At 42.6% G+C, this 17,098-nt stretch carries 10 protein-coding genes; 5 read left to right on the forward strand and 5 right to left on the reverse strand.

Going from position 1 to position 17,098, the window contains the following annotated elements; all coding sequences use genetic code 11:
* Positions 1-10: 10 nt before the first annotated feature.
* Both ACT3TH_RS00630 and rsmG read right to left on the reverse strand, forming a co-directional pair.
* On the reverse strand, positions 11-793 hold the full coding sequence (locus ACT3TH_RS00630) for a ParA family protein (RefSeq protein WP_444753929.1): 783 nt from the start codon (positions 791-793) through the stop codon (positions 11-13).
* Between the two features lie 282 nt (positions 794-1,075).
* Positions 1,076-1,792, reverse strand: coding sequence for a 16S rRNA (guanine(527)-N(7))-methyltransferase RsmG (gene rsmG / locus ACT3TH_RS00635; RefSeq protein WP_444753930.1), 717 nt, complete (start codon positions 1,790-1,792; stop codon positions 1,076-1,078).
* A gap of 558 nt (positions 1,793-2,350) precedes the next feature.
* Between rsmG and ACT3TH_RS00640 the strand changes: the two genes are divergently transcribed.
* The 3 genes from ACT3TH_RS00640 (at position 2,351) to ACT3TH_RS00650 (ending at position 7,344) form a co-directional block, all read left to right on the forward strand.
* Positions 2,351-5,164 carry an AAA family ATPase gene (locus tag ACT3TH_RS00640; RefSeq protein WP_444753931.1) on the forward strand — a complete coding sequence of 938 codons (2,814 nt, stop codon included), beginning with the start codon at positions 2,351-2,353 and terminating at the stop codon, positions 5,162-5,164.
* Between the two features lie 307 nt (positions 5,165-5,471).
* On the forward strand, positions 5,472-6,596 hold the full coding sequence (locus tag ACT3TH_RS00645; protein WP_444753932.1) for a helix-turn-helix transcriptional regulator: 1,125 nt from the start codon (positions 5,472-5,474) through the stop codon (positions 6,594-6,596).
* A gap of 100 nt (positions 6,597-6,696) precedes the next feature.
* Positions 6,697-7,344: a TerD family protein gene (locus ACT3TH_RS00650; protein ID WP_444753933.1), complete on the forward strand. Its 648-nt coding sequence runs from the start codon at positions 6,697-6,699 to the stop codon at positions 7,342-7,344.
* Between the two features lie 175 nt (positions 7,345-7,519).
* Here the strand turns inward: ACT3TH_RS00650 and ACT3TH_RS00655 are convergent, their stop codons facing one another.
* Entirely contained in the window at positions 7,520-8,503 is a 984-nt protein-coding gene (locus ACT3TH_RS00655; RefSeq protein WP_444753934.1) for an ion transporter, read from the reverse strand.
* 794 nt (positions 8,504-9,297) lie between these two features.
* Between ACT3TH_RS00655 and ACT3TH_RS00660 the strand changes: the two genes are divergently transcribed.
* Entirely contained in the window at positions 9,298-9,936 is a 639-nt protein-coding gene (locus ACT3TH_RS00660; RefSeq protein WP_444753935.1) for an OmpW/AlkL family protein, read from the forward strand.
* Positions 9,937-10,117: 181 nt separating this feature from the next.
* On the opposite strand, the gene ACT3TH_RS00665 is transcribed toward ACT3TH_RS00660, so the two are convergent.
* Positions 10,118-11,890, reverse strand: coding sequence for a 2-oxo acid dehydrogenase subunit E2 (locus ACT3TH_RS00665; RefSeq protein WP_444753936.1), 1,773 nt, complete (start codon positions 11,888-11,890; stop codon positions 10,118-10,120).
* Positions 11,891-11,914: 24 nt separating this feature from the next.
* Complete coding sequence (aceE, locus tag ACT3TH_RS00670) at positions 11,915-14,728, reverse strand: pyruvate dehydrogenase (acetyl-transferring), homodimeric type (RefSeq protein ID WP_444753937.1); 2,814 nt, start codon at positions 14,726-14,728, stop codon at positions 11,915-11,917.
* A 709-nt stretch (positions 14,729-15,437) separates the two neighbouring features.
* On the opposite strand from aceE, the gene ACT3TH_RS00675 reads away from it, so the two are divergent.
* On the forward strand, positions 15,438-17,069 hold the full coding sequence (locus tag ACT3TH_RS00675; protein WP_444753938.1) for a hypothetical protein: 1,632 nt from the start codon (positions 15,438-15,440) through the stop codon (positions 17,067-17,069).
* Positions 17,070-17,098: the final 29 nt, after the last annotated feature.

Here is a 17,098-nt window from a genome sequence, read left to right on the forward strand (position 1 = left end):
ACAACCCGTATTACTGTCGGCTTTGCTTCATTACTTCTGCAGCCAGTTTTTGATAAGCACGCGCGCCTTTCGACCACCTTTCATAAGCGATAACTGGCAGACCGTGGGCAGGCGCCTCTGCCAAACGTATGTTTCTTGGAATATGGGTTTTGTACATAATATCGCCAAAGTGTGCTTCAAGCTCAGCTGATACATCGCGAGCCAGTGTATTACGCGCGTCAAATAAGGTTCTTACCACGCCGCGAATATACAGATCAGGGTTGAGTTCAGTTAGACGCTCAATGGTTTGCGACAAGTCAGCTAAGCCTTCTAATGCATAATACTCACACTGCATAGGAATGATAACACTATCGGTTGCAACCAAAGCGTTAATGGTCAGCAAATTCAAACTGGGCGCGCAGTCGATAATGATATAATCATAAGTAGGTTTTTGCGATGCTACTTGACTATCCACAAGATCGGCCATCGCGCTCTTGAACAATTCATGACTGTCGGATTTACTCATCAAAGTGATGTCCATACCTGCCAAATCACGATTGGCACCAATAACATCAAACCCTGCTGGACTGGTGACAATGGTATCCGCTAATGGAACACCATCAAGCAGCACATCGGCTATCGTCAGCGCCAATTCATTCTTGTCTACACCAGTACCACTGGTTGCATTGCCTTGTGGGTCTAAGTCAATCAGCAGTACATGCTTGTTCTTAGCAGCCAAACTGGCGGTCAAATTTACCGCCGTCGTGGTTTTACCCACGCCGCCTTTTTGATTCGCAATTGCTATGATTTCCATACACTCACTCAATTTAATTAGGGTCTGTTACTGTTATTCTTTTAGCGGTTTACTTTTTATAATTGGTCACTAGGCTTTTATCAATGCAACACTTACATCTTAGCTATACAAGAAATTTATGATGCAAACGGCCCACTCTGCCTCAATGCATTTTAAATAACCTATTATTTAAATGCTATGTCATTTGGAGACGAACGTAAACTGCGTTTCACAAAAAAGTCAATTTGGTTTCACAGTCGTTGTTTTATAAATACAGTCTTATAACTAACGAGCGTCCATAGCTTAGACATCTTTGTAAGACAATTCAATCAAATGACGACTGTCATGCAAATAAGGCACTTTAAGCGGGATCGTTTTGATTTGCCAATTATGCTCAAGTGCTTGCAATTCTTCCTCGCTAGGCGCCTTACCTTTCATCGCACACAAATAACCACCCTCTGCCAATCGCGGCTGCGCCACATTGACAAAGTCGATCAAGCTGGCAAATGCTCGGGATGTGACCACATCATAGCTTGCCTCATGTGCTTCAATGCGAGAAGCAATAGGCTGCATATTGGTCAAACCAAGCTCGCTACTGATCTGCTTGATAAAACGGATTTTTTTCTGATTACTATCAAGCGCTGTACACTGACGTTCAGGCTGACAAATCGCGATAATAACGGCCGGTAAACCAGCACCAGTGCCAATATCAAGCAGTGACCCTGCTGGCAAATGCGTTATAATAGCCAAACAATCAATCACATGTTTGATCAATGCTTCTTCTGGATCAGTAATTGCGGTCAGATTATACGCTTTATTCCATAATAAAAGCTGGTCTAAGTACAATAATAACGTGCGCTGCTGTGCTGCGCTTAAAGGCAGACCTAGCTTATCTATCGCTTGCGACAAGGTCTTGGCGAGCCCTGGTAATTGCGAACCAAGCTTTACAAAGCCAGTCGGATCAATATGGATATTGCCAGTGCTGACAGAAGATGAAGAGGTTTTAGCGGAAGCTGACATACAACGAGTTATCCAGTTTTGACATGTGAACCGTTTATTTTATCATGCAGCCTGCCCATTGAATAGTTGCAGATTGCGCCAATGTGAGACATCTTATACTATCGGCACTAACATTAAGTGCGTTATTCTATTTTAATGCCTTTAAACCAGCAATTAATGAGGTTGTGTTTTGATAGACGATCCACTATAAGATAAACGCACTGCTACTAAGATGAATTTTGCACAGCTTCTGTCAGCAACGCTACAGCCAGCAAGGAAAATTTATCTTGGCCGCGCATTATAACGTTTATCTTAATTTTATGTAGGACTGACTATATTTACTAGATTCAATTAGATCGTTCATTATGATACAAAACTGCGTTTAATGACTTGTTTAAAGCACTGCTATATCTTGTAAGATGTCTTATTTATTATCAAAAATTAAGCATAGAAAAACGAGCAGAAAACCTAAGTACAAGCATTTAACTATAAAAACTAAGTGCAAAGTCCAAGTGCAAAAAATGAAGCTGTAAAAAATAAATATCATTTATCTATTTTAAGACGATCTACCATAAGCCTATGACCGAACCATTTCGTACTCCTACCCATCAAGTATCAAAAGACACTCTTAATATGGCAACATCCACTAATATATCAACGCCCACTTCTGAATTGACAGATACTGAGCAAACAACACCGAACACCCCGCACCCTATTTTTACTGAGGTGAAGGAACGCTGCCGTATTAGCGCAGAACAACTTAAGCGTTATAGCGAGCCAAACGAGCTGCCGACAGACACACGTACTGCACCTGATTTGGATGTAGGTTTCGGTCAAGAGCGCGCCCTAAAAGCCTTGCAAACAGCGTTGGACATCAAAGCCAGTGGCTATCATGTGTTTGCGGCTGGCGAAAACGGCTTGGGCAAACGTACTATTATTAGCCGCTTGCTCACCCGCATTGCAGCTGACACGCCAACGCCTGATGATTGGGTTTATGTCCATAATTTTACGGATCCACGTACCCCACTTGCACTGCGCTTGCCTGCGGGTCAAGCAGATTTGTTACAGCAACAAGTCAATCATTTATGGCAACAAGCAAAAAAACGGCTGAGCCAGCGTTTTCGTAGCGACCAATATCAAAGCAAAATTGAAGCGATAAAAAACAACACGCATGAGCAAGAAAGTCATGCGTACGAGGTGTTAAATGAAGAAGGCAAGCAATATGACTTAGCATTGACGTTTCGCTCATTTGATAATAAGGCCGTGTTTGTACGTCCCAGTCAGCTACCGACAGAAAATAGCGACAGTGATAATGATGACCCTCAAATCTCTAACAGTTATAAAAATAAATTAGCGATAGATGGCAGCAAAAAAGCGAGTGCCCTTGGCACTGAAGATAGCGATACTAAATATGGTAATAGCGAATACGAAGCTGAGCTGAGTAACTTTGTCCAAAAAAACCACATGCAAAAGCGACTCAGTCAGCTGACTATTGCTTTAGAGCAGCTAGAAGACGAAGCCAATGATGCTATAGAAACGTTGCATCGTAGTATTGCAAGGCGTGCATTACAGCCTCTGTTTTCGCCTGTCTATGAGCAATTTGCCACTCATCCACTTGTCGTTGACTACCTAAAAGCGGTGTTTGCCGACATGGTCACTCATGTAGAACGCATCGTCAATGGCGATGATGAAGAGTTTGTGACAGCTGTGCTCGCCACCACACCAAGCCGCTATGGGGTCAATGTGATTGTCAGTCACGCGCCTGATAATGGTGCACCTGTCATCTTCGAAGACTTGCCAACACATTTAAACTTATTGGGTCATGTTGAGCAAATCACGCAATTGGGAACGGTGACTACTGATGTCAGTATGATTCGAGCAGGCGCCCTACACCGCGCCAATGGCGGCTACCTATTATTAGAGGCCAGTCATTTACTAGAACACCCTTACGCATGGCAAGGGCTTAAGCGTGCCTTGCAATCACGCAAAATCAAACTGTCTAGCCTTGAGCAAATGCTAACCTTAACAGGCAGCTTATCATTATCGCCTGCGCCAATTGATCTTGATATTAAAGTTATTTTATTAGGCGAAGCGGATTTGTATTATGAGCTGCTTGAGCTTGAGCCTGAGTTTGATGCGGTATTTAAAGTACGTGCCGACTTTCACGATGATGTGGTTCGTACTAGCGAGCACGAATTGGCGCTGGTCGCAAAGATGGCTGACATTATTGATTATGCCAATTTGTATCCCTTTGATCGTCATGCACAAGCGACTTTGCTTGAGCATTTAAGCTTACAAGCGGAAGAGCAAGATCGCTTGAGCCTACATAGTGACTTACTGATTAAGCTGCTTCATGAATCAAACCGTCATGCGCGCTTGAATGAGGAAAGCATTGTCACTGCCGAGCACGTCACGCAAGCCATCAACGATATGGATGAGCGCTCAGGATACTTGCGTGATCTGTATTGGGATGAGCTCAAAAACGGTCAACAGCTTATTCAAACCCAAGGCAACGCGGTCGGACAAGTGAATGCTCTAACGGTGGTCAGTTATGCCGATAGCGAGTTTGGCATGCCAGCACGTCTCACTGCCGTCATTCAACCAAATATCGGCGCGGGCGAGATTCTCGACATTGAGCGCGATGTAGACTTGGGTGGTAGTTTACACGCCAAAGGCATGCTCATTATGACCAGCTATCTGCGTGCTTTGTTTAGTCAGCATCATGCTTTGAACTTTAGTGCCTCGCTCGCTTTTGAGCAAAGTTACGCCCATATAGATGGCGATAGTGCTACCGTCAGTGAAGGCTGTGCGCTATTGTCTGCACTAGCAAACGTCCCTATTGATCAATCTTATGCTATTACTGGTTCTATGAATCAGCTGGGTGAAGTACAAGCCGTCGGCGGTATCAATGCAAAGATTGCGGGATTCTTCGATGCGTGTCGCGAGCAGGAATTGACTGGTCAGCAAGGCGTGGTCATTCCAATGGCCAATGTCAAACAACTCATGTTGCGTGACGACATCATTGAAGCCGTTAGAGCTGACCGTTTTCATATTTATGGTGTCCATACCTTGAGTGAAGCTCTAACATTGATGACTGGCTTGCCTATCGACACAATGAATAAAAAGGGTCGTTACCGTAAAGACACACTATTTGGCAAAGTTTTGAATCGTCTGATGTTATGGGATGAGAATCAAGACAGCGATGATGATATTGATCATAAAAAGTCAAAAAAGAAAGATGAAAAGAAGCGTAAGGCCAAACGTCAGAAAAAAGAGGATAAAAAAAGAAAAGACATAGACAGGAATGAAAAAGATGACAGTGAAGTTGCGCTTGATGACGAAGCGTTTATAAATAATGATAAAGCATCACCTGCTATAATCGACTCCATTTAGAAAAATTACTGTGTTGCTGGAATGAGTCTTTCGAAATCTCTGTCTGTAACGGCACAGCGAACGAGAAAAACTCATACCAACGTAATGCTTTTTTGTGTCACTCTTTTATTTTGGATTGCTTATATTGTATAACGTGATCCGTAAAAGCCCAGTTTACTAACGCCTCTAATTAGACACAAATCATTAATTGGACACAAACAAAGACGAACGTGCCTAGACGCTACCACGCTTTTCTGCGATGATAAATGGTTCATGGCGCGCTAAAAACGTGTAAAAACTGACTGTAACTTCATAAAGGTTATTCTAGATGACTGTACATCCTACTGACGCCAACTCTCTTCAAACTCCGATAGATACTGATGAGCAGACTCATACTCCAGCAGCTACAGATAACAGTCAAGTCTTGGAAGATTCAAGCGATAATCGACATGGAGCCGCGACGACGGCACGGCAATGGCAAGTGCTGTCTCAACTGCAGCGCAATCGCTGGGTGGGCACCACGCATGTGTTTGAGCAGCTTATCATGGCAGGTTTTGATATCAGTCTACGCACGGTTCAACGTGATTTGAATGCGCTGGCCAAACGTTTTCCGATTGAGAAAAACAACGCCAATCCGCAAGGCTGGCGCTGGAAAGAAGATGCTCCCCTGCAAAGCTTACCGCATATGAACTTATCGCAAGCCGTCGCTTTCAATATGGTGGAAGCCAATCTCACTCAGCTATTACCCCCTGTTATTTTAGATGAGCTGTTCCCTTGGTTTGATTTGGCCAGACGCCAGCTTAAAAACAGTAAAGTGACGCATTCATGGATTGATAGAGTCCGTATCGAACCTGCCACCCAACCATTAATTGCACCGAACATTAATTTGGTTAGTAAAGACAATATTTACCATGCTTTGTTTTATCAATTACAAATCAAAGCCTGCTACACTCGCGGCGATAAATCCCAAGCGAGTGAATATACTCTAAACCCCATCGCTATTATCCAACGTGGCGTTATCATATATCTAGTCGCCACCCGTACTGATGATTTTGAGGCCGTTATTCGCACCTTTGCCTTGCATCGTTTTGCCAGCGTTGAGATCCTCGATACTGCCGCGCGAACGCCAGATGGCTTCCACCTCGATACGTACTTGGATGCAGGCGGTATGGGCTTTAGCCATCCGTTATTTAGTGAACTGCCTAATCATGGCAAAAATACAGCCATTGAGCTACAATTTAACAAGCAGGCGGGCAGGAGCCTCACTGAAAGTAAGCTCAGTGATGATCAAACTGTCACGCTAAATGATGATGACACACTAACTATTTGTGCCACAGTGAATTTGACCTCTCAGCTGGTTTGGTGGTTACGTGGCTTTGGTAATGGTTTATTAAATGCCAAACCTGAGCTGCTCCATCAAGCTGTATTAGACAAGTCTATAAATAATAAATAGCAGTTAATGAAAATTAGTATTTTATAAGAACAGCGCTTAAATTTAACTGTATTCAGATGGCTACAATCATCTAAAAAATTAAGAACCAAAAAGGAATGTTATGTCGACCACTGCCCCATTACCATTACTTTCAAACAGTTTAAGAGGGCTGGGTTTAGATGCGGGAACCTTGTTTTTTGCACTAAATTACGAGTTTACTAAGATTGAATCAAAAGGTCTGTTAAAGCGCTTTAAAAAAAGCAAAGATGCGATTGATATCGATTTGGCGTGCGTGCTGTATGACAACCATTGCACCATTAGTGATATCGTCTGGTTCAAACAATTGCGTGATAAAGCAGAATCGGTAAAACATCAAGGCGACAGTCTTAATGGTAAAGATCGCGGTGAACAAGCGATGTATCAAGCGCCTCTTGACCAAGAACAAATCAGACTGTCGTTAGATAAAATCCCAGCTCATATTACCCACATTGCTATGATTGCCAACTCTTATCACAGTCATCCATTTTCTAAAGTCGAAAAGGGTGAAATTCATCTAAGTGATGACGAGGGTAACCGATGTTTTGAAGTCAATTTAAAGCAGCTCCCGCGTGATTGCACCACGCTTTGGGTTGCGCATTTGCGCCGAGAAGTAGACGATTGGCATCTAACCTTACAAAATTTACCGCTCCCTGCTGAAGACATAGAAAACGCAGCGCAAGAAGTGGCACATGAATTGGCACGGGCACTCCCTATTCCACAAGATATCTAGAGTCGTAACGGCATTCAATTCCGTAAAAACATAAAAAAAGGTGCTACGTTTGATAACGTCGCACCTTTTTTCTTGCGCCAAAAACCCTAGCAACCATTATAAAAAATTATTATCTGATCTATTTATATCTTATTGCTTCATTGTATATCGCTGTTTTATCCGTTATTACAAGGCCTTACAATGCTTCGCCGCAATTGGGACAAAAATTCTTTTTCCTGACGTCTACTTCTCTTTCGCGGCGTTCAAGCTCCTGTTCACGCAATACCTGTAGTACGATGTTTTGTGCCTGTTCTTTATCCAGTCCAAGCTCGCGGCGAATTTTATCTATCATCATCTGGTTCTGTACCAAATCAAAATCACTGTCGATTAGCTGCTCTCGGAAATGCTGTTCAAGCTCTTCACGGCGTTGGGCAAGCTCATTTGCTAGACCTGTGGCTAAAATACCAGCAGGTAGTGCCGCTAGACCCACACCCAATATGGTAATCACAGCCCCTAATATTTTACCCGCATTGGTAATCGGAATGACATCGCCGTAACCTACAGTGGTAAGTGTCACCACCGCCCACCACATTGCCTTGGGTATCGACTCAAACTCTTGTGGCTGAGCATGATTTTCAACCAAATAAATCCCGCTAGAGGCAGTTACAATCATAATAATCAAGATAAAAATGACTGCTTGAAATGACCCTTTTTCTTTATTGATAACCACCAATAAGATACGCAAAGAGGCAAAATAACGTGTCAGTTTAAGGATACGGAACAGACGTAAAATACGTAAGAAGCGCAAGTCAATAGTGACAAAGAAGTTCAGGAAAGCAGGCACAATAGCGATTAAATCGATCAACGCTGAAGGGCTTTTTAGCCACTGCCAGCGCTGTCGCCAAGTTGTGTGCTCTGGTTTTTCTTCAGCGACACTCCACAACCGCAGTAGATACTCAATAGAAAACACCATAATGGAGAAATTTTCAAACCAAGTAAAATATGTTTGATATGGGTAATACAAATGATCAACGGATTCAGCGATGACAGCTGCTACGTTGGTCATGATTAAAAATATTAAAAAGTAATCAACGTAACGGCTAAATAGCGTGTCGTGGTCATCGTTTTGCAGGATATTGTAGACAAAGAGACGCAAGCGCCGTATAGATTGAAATAGCATGCCGCCCCTATTCGGTGAAACACCGGTCTTGTGTTAATAAAATAAAACCACCCTCACAAAATATATCATCAGCATTTGATTATCGAAAATCATATCGCTAACTTAACTGTCATCTCGTCAAAAGGTATGTACAATGTTTAAGACAGCTGGCTTATTGATCTTAATGGTAATAGTCAACTGCTTATACAAAATTTGAATAATACATGTAGACAGACGCAAACAGCATAACTGCAATAACTAGAACAGCAAATAGTAAAAACCTCTCTTCCGCACGTAATTGCTGGCTTATGTCTTGAGCCGGCAGCAAATACAAATCACATTCTGGACAACAAGAATCTATTTGATTCAGTATCTTCATAGAACGTGCATTTTCACAACGTAGAGGAGAATTACTACAATAGCCCAGCATAATATATCACGCCTCTTCTTGTACCCTCATTATTAATCCAAAGAATAATAAATGGGTTGTTACCACCTTTAGAACTATGAAATGACTCTTTAGAGTTCAAAGTTGGCAACGCTAAGTTTACTTATGAGGTAACACTATGGACAGCTCCTTGCTCACAACAACTGATTTCAAAAAATACTAAGGGTATTGATAAATATAGCATCTGTGGTCACTAATTAAATTTTTGAAGGTCTAATTAAAACCTTACAGTTAGAGTGGTTTTATACTATAATGTAATTACAATGTTACAGGTTAATTAATGATCATAACATTGTGTGTCGGTAACTAATGTCATCCCTCATTAGTTATTTACCAACCATCATCTATTATGTTGAGGAATCCAATGATGAAACTACAATCCCTAGTTTTAGCGATAGCCACTGCACTTACTATGACCACCGCTTTTGCTGTCCCTGCCGGAACTTGGTCTGTTGCAGCAGGCGCCCACTATGTTGAACCTAAAAGCGATAATGGCACTGTAAATGTGGGTGGCACAGATTTTTCTGTTGACGTCGATGGTGATGTACGCCCAACCATCAGTGGTGAGTATTTTATTGCTGATAATATTGGTGTGGAGTTATTGGCAGCGATTCCATTTCATCATGACATCACCTTGACAGATAATGAAGGCAATCAAGTGGATGCAAAAACTCAGCACCTACCCCCTACGCTATCTCTACAATATCACTTCGACGGCTATAATATGCCTATGAATATGAAACCTTTTGTCGGCGTAGGTGTGAACTATACAACTTTCTTCAAAGAAAGAGTCTATCTTGGTAATGGCAATGACTTAGAGCTTGATGACAGTGTGGGCGTTGCTGGTCATATCGGCCTTGATATTCCATTTGCACCGACCGAAGCCTTCCGTATCGACGCCCGTTACATGGACATTAAGACAGACGCGAGTTTGAACGGTAATGATATCGGCGAAGTTGATATTAGCCCTTGGGTATACGGTATGGCATTTGTTAAACAGTTTTAACAATGTGAAAACAGCATAAACAAAAAAGTCAGCTTATTAGCTGGCTTTTTTTTGCCAATGTCATGTTGGGACAGAGTAAAAGGGTGCCGGCAAAAATATTCTACCAAGAAATATTAGGCATAAAAAAGACCATCCGTAGACAGTCTTTTTCAAACATAATTTTATAAGTTAATAATTAAATCTAAATTAAGATACGGCGCGGATCAGCCAGTAACGTTGCGATATAACGGGTAAATACAGCAGCATCTGCCCCGTTAATCACACGGTGGTCATAAGACAATGACAGCGGCAACATCAAACGTGGCTCAAAGCTCTGCTTCTTAGCATCCCAGCGTGGCTGCATACTTGCTTCAGACACACCTAAGATACCCACTTGTGGCCAATTGACCAGCGGTGTAAATGCAGTGCCGCCTAAGTTACCTTGACTCGATATCGTAAAGCTTGCGCCTTGTAAGTCTTTGGTACTGAGTTTTTTATCACGTGCTTTTACTGCAAGCTCACCAATCTCAATAGCGATTTGCTTAAGACCTTTGTCTTGCACATCTTTGATGACAGGTACGATAAGCCCATCATCAGTTGCCACAGCAATACCCATATTGACACTTTTGCGCAAGATAATTTGAGTATTATCATCGCTTAAGTGGCTGTTAAAACGTGGATGCTGTGTTAAGGCGTAGGCAGTTGCTTTCACCACGAAGGCTAAGATTGTGAAACCAATGCCTTCAGCTTTCATACCACCTTTTAGCTCACCGCGCAGTTTTTCAGTCTCAGTGATGTCTGATAAATCAAACTGTGTCACTTGCGGCAGTAACGTATTGTAGTTAAGCTGCGGTATCGAGACTTTCTGTAGACGACTAAGGTCTTGTGTTTCAGTCTCACCCCAAATCTCAGTTTTACTCATGTCAGGTAAACTTGGTAGGCTTGCACTAGACACATTACTGCTAGCACTAGCAGGCGCCGCTTTTTGAGTGCTCAGACTTTCTTTGACGTGTGCAAATAAGTCTTCTTTTAAAATGCGGTCATTCAATGCTGAACCACTCACTTGCGTGATGTCTACACCTAATTGACGTGCCAGCTTACGTACAGCAGGCCCTGCATATACATTGACAAGCTTTTCGTTCACCTGATTTTCAGTCAGCTTACCTTTCTTGTCACTATCGGCAGTATTGGTCGTAGTAGATTTTGCTTCTTGCTTGGGCTCACCAGTCGTTTGCTTGTTGGCCTTGGCACTCAGCGCAGCTTTCGTTGCATCTTGCGACTTAGAGTCAGCAGCCTTAGGTTCATCCGCTTTGCTCGCACTACCTGCATCATCTGCGCCGCCACCAATGATGACAATAAAGTCCTGACCATTGGCGACCATATCACCCGCTGCAACCAGTATTTTCTCAATTTTGCCCGCTTCTGGCGCTGGCACCTCAACTGAGGCTTTGTCAGACTCAATTAACAAAATAGATTGGTCCGCAGTGACGGTATCGCCCACACTAACCATGATCTCAGCCACTTGCGCTTCATCGACGCCTAGGTCAGGCAGTGCGTGCGTGGTTGCCTTACCTGCATTGTTTGCACTTTTGGCAGGTGCAGGTGACTCAGCATCATCTTCAGCGGCAGAAGACGATTGCTTGTCTTCTGCTACTTGTTCTTGGCTGTCGCTATCATCATTTTTACTATCAGCGTCAGTATCTTTTTCGTTACTTGCACTGTCATTACTAGCATCATCACCTTCGCTAGTATCGCTCTCAAGCTCAATCAGTACCATACCTTCACTGACCTGATCACCAACAGCAACGCTGATTTTGGTGACTTTACCAGCAGCAGAGCTTGGTACTTCGACCGAAGCCTTATCAGACTCTAGCAAAACAATGTTGTCATCTTTTTCGATAACATCACCAACTTCTACCATAATTTCGCTGACTTCGGCGCTATCCACACCCAAATCGGGGGCTTTAATGTCCATGTTTATCTCCTCGCCTTATGGTTATTATTCTTTGACATCGCCACTATTAAGTAGTGCCGCATCTGCTGGATCTTCAGCACGGCCTTCGCTGCTGACTTCCTCGTCTTCCTCACCGACAAACTCAGGTACCGGATTTGGATTGACTTTATCAGGTGCTGGTGCATCTGGGAAGTGATCATAATGAGGCTGCTGCTGCCATGCAGGTGGCTGATCCGCTTCAATACCGAAGCTTGAAATCGCATCTTTCACCAAACGCATCTCTACTTCGCCTTCATCTGCCAAGCGTTTTAGGGTTGCGACGACGATATGAGCCGCGTCTACGTGAAAGAAACTGCGTAGCTTTTCACGTGTGTCAGAACGGCCATAACCATCTGTACCAAGAGTTGTATAAGGACGGTTATCAGGCAACCATCCACGTATTTGTTCTGAGTAATTGCGCATATAGTCAGTTGCAGCTACTACAATGCCTTCATGCGGTGCCAATTGTTCAGTAACCCAAGGCACCTTCTCTTCATCCATTGGATGCAAACGATTGTAGTCATCACATGCCATACCATCACGCGTCAGCTCGTTGAAGCTGGTCACGCTCCAGACGTTTGATGTAATGTTGAATTCATCTTTTAAAATCTTCGCCGCTTTTTGTACTTCGCGTAAGATGACGCCAGAACCCAATAGCTGTACCTGAGTTGAACCATTGTCTTCTAGCAGATACATACCGCGCTTGATGCCTTCTTCCGCGCCTTCTGGCATCGCAGGCTGATCGTAGTTTTCGTTCATCAAGGTCAAGTAATAATAAACGCGCTCGCCCTCTCCATACATGCGGCGTAAACCATCATGCACGACAACAGCTAACTCATAACCGAAGCAAGGATCATAAGTAACACAGTTTGGTACAACGTTGAACAAGATTTGTGAGTGACCATCTTGATGCTGTAGGCCTTCACCGTTCAATGTGGTACGACCAGCGGTTGCGCCTAATAAGAAGCCCTGAGCCTGACAATCGCCTGCTGCCCAAGCCAAATCACCTATACGCTGGAAACCAAACATTGAATAATATATGTACATCGGGATCATCGGTAGCGCGTTCACAGAATAACTGGTTGCCAAAGCAATCCATGTACTCATTGCACCCGCTTCGTTGATACCTTCTTCTAGCATGTGACCATCGATGGCTTCTTTATAGCCCATCAAGGCTTCGCTATCTTCTGGTGTATATTTTTGTCCAACGGCAGAGTAGATACCTAGCTGACGGAACATACCTTCCAAACCAAACGTACGTGCTTCGTCAGGTACGATTGGCACAACGCGATCTTGGATGTCTTTATTTTTTAGCATGGCTGACAATAAGCGCACAAATACCATTGTCGTCGATTGCTCTTTACCATTGCTGCCTTTTAACACCCGATCAAACATAGACAATTCAGGAATGTTTAGCGGAATATGACCGCTGCGACGGTTTGGCAGGTGACCACCCAATGCTTCACGGCGACCTTTTAGGTACTTCATCTCAGCCGACCCTTCTTCAGGACGGTAGAATGGTAGCGTCTCTAACTGCTCATCGGTAAATGGCAAGTCAAAACGATCACGGAAGTAAACCAAGGCATCTTTATCGAGCTTCTTAATCTGATGCGATTTATTGACCGCTTGAGTTTGGGTAGACAAGCCATAACCTTTTACGGTTTTGACCAAAATAACGGTTGGCTGACCTTTGGTTTTCATGGCTTCACTAAAGGCTGCATATACCTTTTGCGGATCATGGCCACCGCGGTTTAGGCGTGAGATGTCTTCATCAGACAACGCATCAGCCATCTCTTCTAACTCAGGATATTTACCAAAGAATTCTTTGCGAGTAAATTCAGGTGTACGGGCTTCGTATAGCTGATATTCGCCATCTACCACTTCTTCCATACGATGTTTCAACACACCTGTATGATCGTTGGCAAGCAAGCTGTCCCAGTTACCACCCCAAATGACTTTGATTACACGCCAGCCTGCACCGCGGAATACAGATTCTAGCTCTTGAATGATTTTACCGTTACCACGTACCGGACCATCCAGACGTTGTAAGTTACAGTTAACGACCCAGATTAGATTGTCTAGCTTTTCACGACCAGCAAGAGAAATTGCGCCCAAGCTTTCTGGCTCATCGGTCTCGCCATCACCTAAGAATGCCCAAATCTTACGGCCTTCTTTTTCTAGCAATTTACGGTTTTCCATATAACGATGTACATGGGCATGATAAATCGACATGATTGGACCCAAACCCATAGAAACGGTTGGGAACTGCCAGTAATCAGGCATTAGGTACGGATGTGGGTAGCTTGATAGACCTTTGCCGCCTACTTCACGGCGGAAATTATCGAGCTGATCTTCTGTCAAACGACCTTCTAAATAAGAACGCGCATAGATGCCAGGAGCTGAGTGACCTTGATAATAAATCATGTCACCACCGAAATGGTCACTTGCTGCGCGAAAAAAATGGTTAAAACCTGTCTCATAAAGCGTGGCGCTAGACGCGAATGACGCCAAGTGACCACCCAAGTCATCATCGTTTTTATTGGCGCGCATAACCATTGCCAAAGCATTATAGCGAATCAAAGCACGAATTTTGCGCTCCATTCCTAGATCGCCTGGATACATTGGCTCATCTTCGACAGCGATACTATTGATATAGGCCGTATCCAATCGGTTAAACGGTAAGCCTTCTTGGACCGCCATATTGTATAAGGCTTTTAGCAAAAACTGAGCGCGATCCTTGTCTGCATGTTTGAGAACAGACTCAAAGGCTTCAAGCCACTCTTGGGTTTCGGTGCTATCAGCATCCTTATAATAATTCATCGTTACTGTCCTTTTCTGTCAGTCAGCCCTGCTTAAAAACAGGATATTGTTAAATCGAAGTATTTTTCAATACTGTCTTAAATGAATGATTCGCTCAATGACTTCCTTGTTAATATAAGAAGTTACATTCAGTATGGTGCGATGATGCAACTGTGTTTGACTACCTTACAATCGGTAAAAGTCGAACACGGTCGAAATGAAAATACTATCCATCTATACATCATGTATGAATTGAATAATTAATAGTAAAATAAGGTATAAACTTGACTCCTATAATCAATTATCAAATGATAACAACCCTTCATTATAGGCGCTTATGGATTGATTGTTTATAGCGATAAAGAAATGATGACACGACAAGTATTTCTGAAATAAATATTGATTAGTGATTAAGTAAATATTTGTTAGAGTTATGGTTGTTTGAAACAGTTAAAGGTGCATAACGTGTAGTAGGCATACTGTCTTTAGTAGACTCAAAATAATAAGTAATTTTTTATAATGTAGAGAATCTACCAACATCACAGTGCGAAACACAATATGAAATAGCAACTGGTCGTAAAATATGTGCCATTTGTCGCTTCTTGATGTAATTTTTTTTAACAATTATATAATATATAAATTACATGATTTGTACATCTACCCATTAAACAGTTAGTAGTTAGATTTTAAGCCAATCCAATTATCGAGATAAATTGAAGGTAATAATACTATGGATAAGACTAAATACATTTTAGGCTATAGAAATGCGTATTTTCTTCAACGATATAGGTCTTCATTCTCGATTTTTATTAGCTTCATAGTCTTACTGTTCGTTAGCAATGCAGCATTTGCCCTCGCGCCAAATCCAGGTGCCGTTTGCAGTGCCAATTTTTCTCAAGGTAGCTTCACTAACGCTGACTACTCTAGTTTGGTAGCCGCCGTCAATACTAATAACTATGTGAATATTGCAGGCAATGCAAGTGGCAGCATCCCCCTACAAGTAAAAATTAATACAGTAGAATCTAGTACTAATACTACAAGATCAAACTTTGGTGTAATTACTACATCCGGGACAAGTGCTATTAATATTCAAAGAACTTTCCCAAACCCAGCGGCTTTTACTGACATTCTGCTTGAATTTCGCAATACGATAACAGCGCAGCCTATTTATTTGACCAATGTTGCATTAAGTGCATTTGATGTTGATTACGCCAATAGTAATGGTAATACTTTTGACGACTATATTCAGATTACTGGTGTTACTCAAACAGGTGCTTCTATCGAAGGTACTTTCCAGCCGATAACTGGTTCAAACATTTTGTATGCTCAAGGTCTATATACGAACAGTACTTTTAACTGTCCAGCCAAAGATCTAAATACACAGTGTCAAGGTTCTATACAATTCTCTCAACCTGTAACCTCAGTAAGAATTCGTTATACAAATACAGGTCGCCTTCCCACATCAACCAACCAAGAAGTCGATCTACGCATAGACAACTATTGCTACATACCTCAGTATATTTTTACAGGCACTGTATTTGATGACAATGGTGGCATCACTGCTACTCAGGCAGATGCGACCAACGATGATATTACCAGTAGCAGTAGTGCTTATACCAACAGACCCAACTATTTTAATGGTGTATTTAATGCGCCTCAAGAGTTGGGTATTAGTGGTAGTACCGTTAGATTAGTAAGCTGTACGAACACAGCTACTACTTATGCCACTCAAGCCGTCAATACAGGCGCTCCGATCGGCCAGTATCAATTTAGCGTTCCTATTTCTACTTTTAACAATAATACCAATATTTGTTTAATAGAAGATCGCAGTGGAACTACCTACCCCATTCGAACCAGTAGCGATAATAGGAATGTTGGATTTGCCACCACCACATACCTTTACCCAAACAACAACTTTGGTCGAGTCATCGCTGCAAATGCTGCCTTGGTTCTAAAAAAGGCTCAGTATATTAATAATTGTCCGACCACGCTCAATTATACTGACCCTGCCATTAATACTGTCGGTAACAATAATCCTAGAGTAGGTTTCAGTACTGCAAATGTCAGTGATATTACCCCTGGCCAATGTATCGCTTATAGGATCACTGCGACCAATCGAGCAAATGTCGCTATTGACAACTTTGTCATGCGAGATACGCTTCAAAGAAAAGGCGTCAATGGAGCTCCAGTAACCTCAGTGCTTACCCTCCCAGCGCTCTCAACAACTGATTATACTGCTACTGAAAATCCAGCTATTGGTACAAATGGAGAGATCAAAACTAAAGTCCTTTCGCTAGTTTCTAGAACCAAGCGCGACTTTTACTTCAATACCAAATATGGCACTACTATGGATACTCAATAGTTATCGGTTATTGCTTTCCTCACACTTTA

It is taken from the genome of Psychrobacter sp. AOP22-C1-C5 (assembly GCF_052378885.1).
In the GTDB taxonomy this organism is placed as follows: domain Bacteria; phylum Pseudomonadota; class Gammaproteobacteria; order Pseudomonadales; family Moraxellaceae; genus Psychrobacter.

Excerpts from the sequence above, each read along its gene's own strand:
- aceE (WP_444753937.1), bottom strand. The coding sequence starts at position 14,728 with ATGAATTATTATAAGGATGCTGATAGCACCGAAACCCAAGAGTGGCTT.
- rsmG (WP_444753930.1), bottom strand. The coding sequence starts at position 1,792 with ATGTCAGCTTCCGCTAAAACCTCTTCATCTTCTGTCAGCACTGGCAAT.
- ACT3TH_RS00675 (WP_444753938.1), top strand. The coding sequence starts at position 15,438 with ATGGATAAGACTAAATACATTTTAGGCTATAGAAATGCGTATTTTCTT.
- ACT3TH_RS00640 (WP_444753931.1), top strand. The coding sequence starts at position 2,351 with ATGACCGAACCATTTCGTACTCCTACCCATCAAGTATCAAAAGACACT.
- ACT3TH_RS00665 (WP_444753936.1), bottom strand. The coding sequence starts at position 11,890 with ATGGACATTAAAGCCCCCGATTTGGGTGTGGATAGCGCCGAAGTCAGC.
- ACT3TH_RS00645 (WP_444753932.1), top strand. The coding sequence starts at position 5,472 with ATGACTGTACATCCTACTGACGCCAACTCTCTTCAAACTCCGATAGAT.
- ACT3TH_RS00650 (WP_444753933.1), top strand. The coding sequence starts at position 6,697 with ATGTCGACCACTGCCCCATTACCATTACTTTCAAACAGTTTAAGAGGG.
- ACT3TH_RS00655 (WP_444753934.1), bottom strand. The coding sequence starts at position 8,503 with ATGCTATTTCAATCTATACGGCGCTTGCGTCTCTTTGTCTACAATATC.
- ACT3TH_RS00660 (WP_444753935.1), top strand. The coding sequence starts at position 9,298 with ATGAAACTACAATCCCTAGTTTTAGCGATAGCCACTGCACTTACTATG.
- ACT3TH_RS00630 (WP_444753929.1), bottom strand. The coding sequence starts at position 793 with ATGGAAATCATAGCAATTGCGAATCAAAAAGGCGGCGTGGGTAAAACC.